This window comes from Verrucomicrobiia bacterium (assembly GCA_035946615.1).
Classification (GTDB): Bacteria; Verrucomicrobiota; Verrucomicrobiia; order Limisphaerales; family UBA8199; genus DASYZB01.
Genome location: DASYZB010000116.1, coordinates 116,132 through 126,297, shown reverse-complemented (window position 1 = coordinate 126,297; position 10,166 = coordinate 116,132). Strand labels below are relative to the sequence as shown.

Sequence of the window (10,166 nt, the reverse complement as noted above, 5' to 3'; positions counted from 1 at the left end):
ACCGCGCGTTTATAGTGCCGCAGTCAGGGCTGATTATGAACGCCTTACAACAAGAAGAACGCAGCCACCCCCGCCGCAATATGCGACTGCCCGTTGCATAATCAAAAGCTCGCCCTTGTGAAACTATTCCGGCAAGTCGTCCCAATTTCGAAGGATTACGACAACCCTGTTTTTGAGGCGCTCGCAATTCAGGCCATCATTGGGCTGCTCAGCCTCATGATTTTGGACGGCGGGCAAGTTGCCCAGGTTTGCGGTGTCGCGCTATTGGCATTCTGGGCCGGAGCGTCGCTACTGATTTATCGGCGTCGGCTCTCCCCATCCCGGACCGACTTGCAGGTAATCCGCTTCGGCTATTTGCCAGTACTCGTGATTGCACAACAGTCCAACTCTTGCTGCAGTGGACGCGCCGAGTCCGTCGTGTTTGGATTCCCGAACTTCAGCCGCCGCGCCACTGAGCGTTTTCGTTAAGTTGTATGAATGCATGGATTTCCAGGATTTCTCTGATCGCATTTATAGTCTTACTTTTTTGCTCAAGACTTGTCATCTCCTCCCCAGGCGGACGTTGGCCCTGGTATTTAGCGCTGGCCATCTTTCCAATCATCACCCTCGTTATCGGAACGCCTCGATTTCGCCGCGCTAGCTTTTTGGCGTTTGTTATACTGGCTGTCTTGATTGCCGACGACATGGCGGCGGGCAAGCGCTCTCGAACACTTAACCAATCGCTCCAGGCCGCGCCGGTCGTCGCCTCCGCAGCCTTATTGGTTCAGCCGCCCGGCGCGCCTGAGCTTACGTGTTCGGCAACATGAACACGAATGTCCAGACCCACACCGACTTCATTTGGTCGTTTCAGTTCGATAAGGGCGCGGCTGCCGTCACGATTGGGCTGGCGCTTGTCGCTCTGGTCGTGCTAGTGGTGTTGGCGCGAAAGCGTAAGAAACCATGAGGGAGCCGAACAAGGCGCTCCAGGCAAGGGCGGGATTACATCCCTGTTTCATACCGGACGCGCTTGGCCCGCCCTGCCTGAGCATAATTGACAACGTATTATTTTCGCTCAAAACCCTTGAAAATAGGGGCTGGAATGGACCTTTGACCGTTTCCCCTCTTTCCCTCCAAACCTGCGCCAAGACCCAAACCGGAGCAAATCGGCACCCTCAACGCGCCGAACGACAGAACGGCTGACGCCAGATAATCTGCCCGCCCCCCGCTTTTCTGAACAAACAGGCTGGCCTTTTTGGTTGTGGGTCAGCGTTGGCGCGCCAGAATACAAAGGCAGGCTGAACCCGTTGCCCATCACATTCTAGCGGGGGGCGAGTGGTGCCTCCCGTCAGGCTCCCTTTCCTTGAATTCGTTCAGCTTCGGCAATCATGTCCGCCAGCGACAAACCGAGGGCACTCGCGATGGCCTTGGCGACATTAAGGCTTGGGTTGCGGAGCGACCTTTCAATGAGGCCGACATGGGTGGGGTGAATATCGGCCTTCTCGGCTAAAAGCTCTTGGGAAATGCCTTTGGCCTGCCGGTGTGTCCTTAACACCACTGCAAAGGCCGTGGACCTGTCCATTTTCCGCATTCACGCCATTTTGCCGGAGCGATAATTCCCGAACACAGACAATAGTCTGGACGCCGCTATGGATGGCACCGCAACTGCTGCTCTAATGGCGGCGGTGTGGAATAAAATTGAAAATAACGAATGAAAAATATGAATGGCAAGCTGTCGGGAATGGCTAGAATACTGCTTGGAACTCTCACAATCGCGGCGGCTTTTGCCGCTCAAGTTCAAGCTCAATCCTTTCTCACCAACGGTCTGGTGGCGTATTATCCATTCAACGGGAATGCGAACGATGCGAGCGGACATGGGAACAACGGGACAGCACAAAACGTCACCTTCGCAACTGTGAGCAACCGGCTGGCGGCGATTTTCACAGGTGCCCTTAACTCGTCCGTTCAGGTCGCCGACTCACCATCGCTTGACATCACCAACGCCGTAACCGTGAGCCTGTGGTTTGATTGCTTCGGAGATACCCAGTGGGTAGGGTGCTTGCTGGATAAAGCTTGGAAACAGCCGGTTTCTATGGACTGGTCCTATCGTGCTTGGTCAGTCTGGTGGCAGGGCCCCGATATAATCGCCCCCCAGTGGACCGCCAACTACGCACAGTGGATGCCAGAAGCTGGCGCAACCTCGGTGAGTCACAATCAGTGGTATCATATGGTCGCTATCGCCGATGGGGGGAATGGTCTCTGTAAGTTCTATACGAACGGGGTTGTGGCAGCATCGGTTATTGTTACTCCATTCACGGTGAGTGCAGGTCCCTTTCCCCTTGTAATCGGGGCCCCTGTTGCTCAAACCGCTAGTAATCAGACTGGTTTCCTCGGCGCCATTAACGATGTTCGCATTTACAACCGTGCCCTTTCGGCTTCCGAAGTCCAGCAGTTATATGTGTATGAGTCCGGGCCACGGGTGGATTTGATGAAGGCAGTCAAGCCGACATTCTCCAATCTCACCCCTACGACCAACTACCAATTACAGGTGTCGGCGGATTTGAGCACATGGACCAACCAAGGCTCGGCGTTCACAGCCACCAACACCAGCATGGTTTATCCGCAGTATTGGGACGTGGACAACTGGAACCAACTTTTCTTCCGGCTCCAAGTGGCACCATAGCGGGCGGAACTGAAAAGTAATCAGCAATCGCCGCCGTGCCGGTCACAGAGGCCGGCGGGGTTCATCATTCCCGCGGCTCTCTCTGTCCGAGCGCCCGCAGCGTCTGATTGCCCTTGCCCACTATACGGCCGTTTCTGTCTCTGGTCACATTTTCGGCTTGGTGATATCAGCACCCAAGATCTGAAGGAACTCGTTGAAAGGACGAAGAAGGACTTTCGGTTCAAATACGTCGGTGGCGGCTTCTTTCGGGACAAGAATATTCCCCAGGGTAAGACGGCCGAGATACGGCATGGCGAAGAAATCATAAACGAATTCTGTCAGGCGCTAGTCAAACATCTCACGAATTGAAGGCGGCTAACAAAATCACTGGAGCGAATGCGGGCGCGCCACCTCCATTGCCCATTGGGGAGTTGTGGGCGGCCCGCATCGCTCAGTTCTCTCGTTCAGCGCCAGCATCAACAGATTCCCATTCGACGGCTCGTTCAGAATCCACTCCCCCGGATTCCCCTCTGTCGGCCAGATTATCCAAGGCAGCCCTGCGCCTGGCATGATCTATTCGCGTCCATTGGCGTTCATTCGCCCTTAAGAATCGGCCCGCCCTTTCCTGCTCTCCTGCTTTCCACTTCCCCTTTCCCCCTTTCCCCCTTTCCGCGTATTCCGCGGTTTAATCTGCTTTCCCCTTTCCGCCTTCCCCATCTGTCCCCAATCGAAAATCTAAAATCAAAATTCTAAAATCCCCTCCGCCTTCTCGATAGCGGCCTGAATCTCACCCACCCTTCACCCGCGCCCACCGCTCACCCACAAGCGCCCTTTCCCCTTTCTGCTTTCTGCTTTCCCCCTTTCCGCTTTCAACTCATGCCACGTTTCCCTGCAACTCGCGGTATATGGCGGCGTATTGGGCCGCGATGCTTTTGGGTGAAAACCGCTTGACGTTTTGGAATCCGGCGCCGACCAGGCGCTGGCGGTATTGCGAATCCGAGATGATGCGCACAAGGCCCTGGCGGATCGAGCCCGCATCGTAGGGGTCCACCAGGCAGGCCGCGGGACCGGCCACTTCCGGCATGGACAGGCAATTGCCGGTGAGGACCGGGCGCCCAATGGCGTTGGCTTCCAGGATGGGCAGCCCGAACCCTTCGTAAGTCGAGGCGAAGAGCACCGCATCGGATTGCCGGTAGGACTCGATGAGTTCGGCCTCGGTGGCGCGAGGCAGGTTGTCGTATTGGATGGCATGGCTGCGCAACAGGCGCAGGTGTTGTGGACCCAGCTTGCCGATGATGCGCAAGCGGCAAGGCAGTCCGGCCATGGCCAGGATGAGGCGTTCGAGGTTTTTGTTGGGGGCGGTGCCGACCTGCAGGAGCAACGGGTCGTGTTGGTTGAAGGGCTTAGGCTCCGGGCGGAAATGGGTCGGCAGGCAGTTATGGACCACGCGCACGGGGCGGCGGATGCGGGGCAGAAGGCGGGCGAGTTCGCGCCGGGTGGCGTCGGAGATGGCGGTGACGATGGCGGCGCGGCGCAGTGGAAGTTCGAACCAGAACCACCGGACGAGGAAGCGTTTTGGTCCGCGGAGCCGAAGGAGGGGTGCGCAGTCGTGGACGGTGAGGATGGTGCGGGTTGGGTCGAGGGCGAGGGCGAGGTAATGGGAATCGCCCACGATATGATTGAGTTGGGCGCAGTGGGCTCGGGCGTCGAGGATGTTGGCCAGGCGCGGCAGGATGCCCCGGCTGAAGCAGGGGCTAATATGCGCGCTGCAATGGATGCCCGCCGGCATGGCGGCCCGGAGTTGGTTGAACACGCGCTCGATGCTCACCTGGCCATCGGCGGGCCGGCGTTGGAAATGGATGACACGCATGGCCGCTAATTTTTTACCTGCCGAGGTTTATCAGCGGTTCCAACCACTCTAAAAACCCTCTGCTGAATTGCTCCCAACCCCAGGTGAGAGCGCGGCGCCGGGCGCCGGCGCCCATTAGACCCAGCTCGCGCGGGTGGGTCAGGGCCCAATCGAGAGTCGCCCCAAGTTGCTCGTCGTCGCCGTAATCGAACAACCGGCCTTCCACGCCATCGGTCACCAGGTCGGGCGCGCCGCAATTGCGGCTGGCCAGCACGGGGGCGCCGCAGGCCATCGCTTCGGCAAACACATGGCCAAAACCGTCTGCAACCGGATTAAACACGAGCGCCTGGGCGCGACTATATTCGATGGGCAATGCTTCGCGGGCCACCCGGGCGACATGCTCGAAGCACCCGCTGAACTCGGCAAGGAATCGGTGCGGCAAGCCAAGCTCACCGATCAGCCGCAGCCGGTGGGTGCGCCAGGCCCCGAGTTTCTTCCATACGCGCAAGACCCGGTGGATACCTTTACGCGCGCAGACTTTGCCGACGCAAAGGAACACCGGACCCCGTTCGACTGTTGCCACGGGGCTCCACCGTGTATCACTTCCCAAAGGCAATGTGCAGATTCTCTCTGCGGCCGCGCCGGCCGCCCGCACGCTGTTTGCTGCGAAATTCGAGGGACACAGCACCCAGGTGGCCAGGTCGAGTTCCTCTGACTTCCGTTGCAGCCGGGCAGGCGCGAATTCCGCTTCCATTTCGCCCCGGTCAAATGCCTCGGGAAATTCAACCGCCTCACGTCTTATCAAGCGTTCCACCGTGGCGCAGTGCGCGCTAGGCAACTGGTAGAGCCGTGGACGCCCCCACTCAGCGGCTTGGTGAAAGCTCTCAATGCACGAGTCCTCCCGCGCCAGCACCGCCCCTGTCTGGCCGGTTACCAGCTTTGCCCCCGCCTGGTCCACCCGCGCAAACGATTTATCCAGGGCCTTAATCTGGCCGCCTCCAAACCAAGCGGCTCCTTTCTGCCGCACGTCCGCCAGCGGCACACGCAACAAATGCTCGCGGCCGACGGGGGCCTGTGGCCGGCGCAACCACCGCTCGGGACACCGGAATCGCCTCGCCCTCGCCCACCCGCTACCGGTAAAACACCACCGCGTGACAAGGCGGTCCAGCCAGCCTGCCCGTTCCAACGCCGCCGCCATCATCGCCACATCCAACGGAATGACCGGCGCGATAAAAACTACGCCCATTTAGTAAAACCCCGAAAGGTTGAAGCTACAGAAGAGTCTGCCACATGCGCTACAACCGCAGAGGGCTCAAAGAGCGGGGAAAAACATACTGGGGGACTCCCTTTCCTGCGATGTGCTCGCGCCCAGCACCGCTGCGAATATCATCCAGGCAAAAGCCGACGCCGTGTGGTTATAAAGTACGTTGCCGCAGAAGAGGCTTAGTAACAAAAATTCCGTGGCAGCCAACACGCCACCCCAATCGCCTTCCGAGCCTATAGCAACCTTGCCCCTCCTTCCCGAGCGCCTCTCGCCGCGTCCTTTCACTGCGCCGGCGGCCCGGCGTGCCCGGTCTAACGCGATTAATGCCCCGGCGCAGACCAACACAAACCCCGCTAAACCCGCTGCGCCCGTTTCCATCACCATGCGGGGGAATTGGCCTTCATACTCTTTGAAATTCATCTCACCGGTGGCGTAAAAGGACCCGCCCATTTGTTCGGTCCCAAAGCCGCGTCCCAGCGGCGCTTGTCTGAGCGCGGAAATAACCTCACTTGCATGTCCGAAAATCCGCTCGCGCAAGGTGTCGGTTGCATGTTCCTGTCGCTCCTCGACGCCCTGCCACAAGCCTTCGACCGCAGGCCAGGCGCCGATGACCACGCCTGTTCCAGCAGCCAGCAAGAGCGCTGTGATCAGGCCCAGTAGCACCCTCCCACGCGGGCGCCCCAGGAAAATCCAACCCACCACCATTCCTGCTCCCGTCAGTACGGGGCCGCGCGAGATGGAGGCCAGCCCGCAGCCAAAACCGGCGGCAATGCCTGCCAGCCCGGCAATTTGCTCCCATCGCTTCCGCCCAATACTCAGTAGCGCCAGCCCTGTCCAAATCCCCACCGACCCCATCACACCCAGCCCTGTGATGTAGGCGAATGTCCCCGTCGCTCTGACGCCTGAGCCTTCGGCAACAATTTCCAGCGACTCCGCCGCGTAGCGATTTAATGGGTGGCCGGGAGGGAGTTTGTTTTGAACCATGCCCAAGCTGCAATTGAGGATTGCGAAAGCGACCAAGCTCCAAAGCACCCGGCGCAGTGCCGCTCTCGAAACGCGCGAAGCAGCCCACCACGCCAAAAGCGGCAGGACAATCGCCGAGCGCAACGTCAGGAGGGCGCCGACCGGATTTACCGTCACCAGCGAACTCAGCGCTGCCCCGGTGATGACCAAGCCGGCGCCCCAGCCAAGCCAGGAGCCAAACTGCCGGGTGGCTCTCGACGCTCCCCGCGATGCCGGCAAACAAACCAGAGCGGCGAACATGAGGTCTTTTGAAAAATAGACCGCATAACTCCCCAAGCCATGAGCGCCTCCCAACCCCCATTTGCGGACTGCGCCCTCCAGGACGGCGAGGGCCAATCCGCTCAGGAGCCAAAGCGATGCCCAGCCGGGCCAGGCAATAGCGCGCTTGGGACACCGGCTCGAGACAGGCCTGAATCCTGAAACGCGCGCGTCAGGAGCTGGGGTCCAGTTCGATTCCATGAAATCAGAAACAAAGGCGTGGGTTGGGTGGGTCCGGCATCGGGGCAATCTGGGGAAAAGCGCCAGAGGACTGGCGCAGTCCACGACGCTTCGCGCCGAGCGATGCCAGAGGGCCAAGGACAATTCGGAACACATCCAGATACTGCGCCGCAACCCGGGCCGGCTGATGCCTGGCCAGGTGCGCCGCTGCGGCTTCACGGTAATGGACCCATTCGGCGCGGTGCGCGAGCAGAAGGGCCAGCTTTGCTGCCAAATCGGCCGCATCGCCGCGCTGAAAGGTGGCGCCTGTGGTGCCGATGGCCTCGGGCAACCCACCCCCATTGGACCCCAGCACGACACACCCGCAGGCGGCGCCTTCGAGAGCAACAATTCCAAAGGGTTCTTCTGACAACGAAGGGACTACGAGAATTCGATGAGTTTGCAGGAGTTGGGCCACTTCTGCCGGCGGTTTGGCGCCCACGAAATCGACTGAAGCCAGCCCAAGATGCCGCGACTGCTGTTCGAGGGCCTTCCGTTCCGAACCGTCGCCTATAATTGTCAGGCGTGGCTGGGCTGAGGGCTTTAAAATGGCCAAAGCATCGAGCAGAACGCGGAGGCCTTTCTCGCAAACCAACCGCCCCACAAAGGCCAAATCGCCTGCTCGCTGCTCAGTTGCATCCTGAGGAGACCAAAAAATGCTCGCATCGTACGCATTGGGTATGACATGGCAGGAGAGACCGATTTTGCGCGCAATATAGCCGCTGGGGCAAATGTTGGCACTCGCGGTGCCCGCACAAAGAAGCTTTAGTTTGTCGCGCCAGCCGCGTTGCTCGTTGCCGGGTGTTGAATAAGGCCCATGGTGCACCGCAATCCAGGGCGTTCGGCAACATGTCATGGGCCATAGCCTCCGCAGACTAATATTCATTTGCACGACCAGATCGGCGGTGCGTGAGAGACGCAAGAGCTTCATTGGCGTAGGGCGCCTGTGCACTGGAAAAGGGAAGACCTCCGGGCCATGGTTCAGGCCCTTGATAGGAGTGCATACTGAAACCGATACCCCAGCGCGGTGCCATTCCGTTGCCAGGAGCATCGAGAGCGTTTCAATCCCACCGATGCTGGGAGAAAATGCAGTCTGAAGCAGTATCCTCACACAGGAATTTAAAGCGGTAGAGGACTACCGCAGCCCGACACACTAGCGTGCCGTCTTGTATTGGCGGTCGTGTGGTTGAGGTTTTGTATTAAATAATGAGGAAATTCGGCGGTGGCCCCGTCCGCCCCAGAAAATAATCTCGAACGGCTGCAAGCCTGGGTATGGGCAGGCAGTTCCGGTTGCGCCAGGATTTGGGCAGACAGAGCATCCGTCCTGAATTGAGGAGCATCAGCAAGGCGCGGATGATTGCCTGGCCACCCCCGCCGTACCTGGCGGCTAGCTGCAGTGAGTTCCTCGAAGACAGGTACTGCACTACGTCCGCCGCCACTTTTGTTTCAGGGTTCCTCACCGCTGCGCCTCGGAGCAGGCCAACCGCCCACCCAGCCCGTTTTGCCCGCAACGAGAGTTCCATCTCGTCCCCATACGCAAAATAGCTTTCGTCGAAGAGCCCGATCTGCATCAGGCATTCCCTGCGAAAGAGAGTCAAAGTCCCATGGGCGAAGTCCGCCTGGTGAATCGTTCCGTTCCTACCCGCCTGGCTTGGCATTAATCTCGGACCACGGATAGGGCTGAAGACGCCGATCTGGGCTACATCGTATTGCGGGCATAACACGCCGAGTTCGCCGTGCGCCTCCATGGCTGATAAGAGTTTTTCCAGGGCTCCCAGGGCGGGCCGCGCGTCGTCGGCCGAAACAAAGCAGAACGGTGTTCGATCGTTCTCCAGCCAGCGCTTCAAGCCCCGATTCAGGCCAGCGCCCCAGCCCAGGTTTGAGCCGAGCGGCATGATTTCAACAATCGGCCCAAGCAGTGTCTTTAACTTGGCTAAATGTCCCTCGTGCGAGCCATTGTCCAAAACCCCAACGGCCAATCCTGGGCACTGCAGGAAGAGCCGGACTGTCTCGGCGCAACTCTCTGGCCGATTCCAGTGCAAGATGAAAGCCTGCGCCTTCAAGGTGATGAAATTGGAGATTTGGCCGGGAAAAGCCGCATCGCGTACTCCTCCGCTTGGACTGCCAGCCGATGACCCTGGTACCAACTGAACGCGTTTCTTGAAACCTCCTGCGGCGGCGCCATTTTAGTCGAATCCGCGCTTAAAAAATGTTCCCCTTCGCGCAGACGGTCCGCGCTTTGGCCATTGTTGGTTCGATGGGTTGCCGGCAACAGCCCATGGGCGGCATAGGCTGCTAAGATGCCCGACTTGGCCAGGCACGCTACCGGGCAGGTAAAAAAACCGGCGCGCGCAGCCATCATCTGGCGGCTCACTTCCTCGGCAGGCAAAAACCCTTTGATTGAGATTCGAAGGGATGAGGGCGGAATCTGCACGGCGCCAGGCCCGATATCGATCAACTCGCTAATCGCCCATTGGCGGCACGCCCTTTGGAGACTCAGAAAATGGCGGCTATAGACCTCCTGACGCCACCCGGCGCTGCCGAAAATGACCATCGAGGGCCGGCGCTGGTCCCAAGCAGGCAGGTGGTTCGGCTCTCCAATATTCGAAAACACAGGCAGGATCGTGATGCATGGTTTACGGGGCGCGACCATTTTTTTGAGAGTCGCGGCGCTTTCACACAGGTTGGTGAAGCAGTGGGAAGCCAGTTTCAAAAGCCGTCTCGCAAGGCAACTTTGGATGGGGCGCAGCCAGAAAGCGCTCCGCCACGGCGGGCCTGAGGCATAAAGTTCGTGGAACATAATACACAGGCGTTGGTTTGGGTTTGCCAACCGCCAAGCTTTCAGCGCGCTCAGCAGCCAAATGGGACACCCTCGTCTTTGATAGCCATAACCCGAATAGTGAAGGAGAACAGAG

The 10,166-nt window shown here is 59.2% G+C and carries 10 protein-coding genes; 3 read left to right on the top strand and 7 right to left on the bottom strand.

The window, feature by feature from the left end; genetic code table 11:
• Positions 1–117 precede the first annotated feature (117 nt).
• Positions 118–468, top strand: a complete 351-nt coding sequence (locus VG146_17555) for a hypothetical protein (GenBank protein ID HEV2394162.1) — start codon at positions 118–120, stop codon at positions 466–468.
• A gap of 334 nt (positions 469–802) precedes the next feature.
• Positions 803–943, top strand: a complete 141-nt coding sequence (locus VG146_17550) for an LPXTG cell wall anchor domain-containing protein (GenBank protein ID HEV2394161.1) — start codon at positions 803–805, stop codon at positions 941–943.
• Positions 944–1,324: 381 nt separating this feature from the next.
• On the opposite strand, the gene VG146_17545 is transcribed toward VG146_17550, so the two are convergent.
• Positions 1,325–1,558, bottom strand: coding sequence for a helix-turn-helix transcriptional regulator (locus VG146_17545; GenBank protein ID HEV2394160.1), 234 nt, complete (start codon positions 1,556–1,558; stop codon positions 1,325–1,327).
• A gap of 129 nt (positions 1,559–1,687) precedes the next feature.
• Here VG146_17545 and VG146_17540 point away from each other — a divergent pair, with 129 nt between their 5' ends.
• Positions 1,688–2,659, top strand: coding sequence for a LamG domain-containing protein (locus VG146_17540; protein HEV2394159.1), 972 nt, complete (start codon positions 1,688–1,690; stop codon positions 2,657–2,659).
• A gap of 853 nt (positions 2,660–3,512) precedes the next feature.
• Here the strand turns inward: VG146_17540 and VG146_17535 are convergent.
• The 6 genes from VG146_17535 to VG146_17510 form a co-directional block, all read right to left on the bottom strand.
• Positions 3,513–4,508 carry a glycosyltransferase family 1 protein gene (locus VG146_17535; protein ID HEV2394158.1) on the bottom strand — a complete coding sequence of 332 codons (996 nt, stop codon included), beginning with the start codon at positions 4,506–4,508 and terminating at the stop codon, positions 3,513–3,515.
• 13 nt (positions 4,509–4,521) lie between these two features.
• Positions 4,522–5,733, bottom strand: a complete 1,212-nt coding sequence (locus VG146_17530; GenBank protein HEV2394157.1) for a glycosyltransferase family 4 protein — start codon at positions 5,731–5,733, stop codon at positions 4,522–4,524.
• Positions 5,734–5,799: 66 nt separating this feature from the next.
• Positions 5,800–7,233, bottom strand: a complete 1,434-nt coding sequence (locus VG146_17525) for a hypothetical protein (protein ID HEV2394156.1) — start codon at positions 7,231–7,233, stop codon at positions 5,800–5,802.
• A 4-nt stretch (positions 7,234–7,237) separates the two neighbouring features.
• Positions 7,238–8,362: a glycosyltransferase gene (locus VG146_17520; GenBank protein ID HEV2394155.1), complete on the bottom strand. Its 1,125-nt coding sequence runs from the start codon at positions 8,360–8,362 to the stop codon at positions 7,238–7,240.
• 88 nt (positions 8,363–8,450) lie between these two features.
• The gene (locus VG146_17515; protein HEV2394154.1) at positions 8,451–9,314 is read right to left on the bottom strand and encodes a glycosyltransferase family 2 protein; all 864 of its coding nucleotides are present in this window, start codon (positions 9,312–9,314) and stop codon (positions 8,451–8,453) included.
• Positions 9,311–10,051: a hypothetical protein gene (locus VG146_17510; protein ID HEV2394153.1), complete on the bottom strand. Its 741-nt coding sequence runs from the start codon at positions 10,049–10,051 to the stop codon at positions 9,311–9,313. The genes VG146_17515 and VG146_17510 overlap by 4 nt, the downstream gene beginning before the upstream one ends.
• Positions 10,052–10,166 lie beyond the last annotated feature (115 nt).

Coding starts and splice junctions, on each gene's coding strand:
- VG146_17550 (HEV2394161.1), top strand. CDS start 803: ATGAACACGAATGTCCAGACCCACACCGACTTCATTTGGTCGTTTCAG.
- VG146_17545 (HEV2394160.1), bottom strand. CDS start 1,558: ATGGACAGGTCCACGGCCTTTGCAGTGGTGTTAAGGACACACCGGCAG.
- VG146_17540 (HEV2394159.1), top strand. CDS start 1,688: ATGAAAAATATGAATGGCAAGCTGTCGGGAATGGCTAGAATACTGCTT.
- VG146_17535 (HEV2394158.1), bottom strand. CDS start 4,508: ATGCGTGTCATCCATTTCCAACGCCGGCCCGCCGATGGCCAGGTGAGC.
- VG146_17530 (HEV2394157.1), bottom strand. CDS start 5,733: ATGGGCGTAGTTTTTATCGCGCCGGTCATTCCGTTGGATGTGGCGATG.
- VG146_17525 (HEV2394156.1), bottom strand. CDS start 7,233: ATGGAATCGAACTGGACCCCAGCTCCTGACGCGCGCGTTTCAGGATTC.
- VG146_17510 (HEV2394153.1), bottom strand. CDS start 10,051: ATGTTCCACGAACTTTATGCCTCAGGCCCGCCGTGGCGGAGCGCTTTC.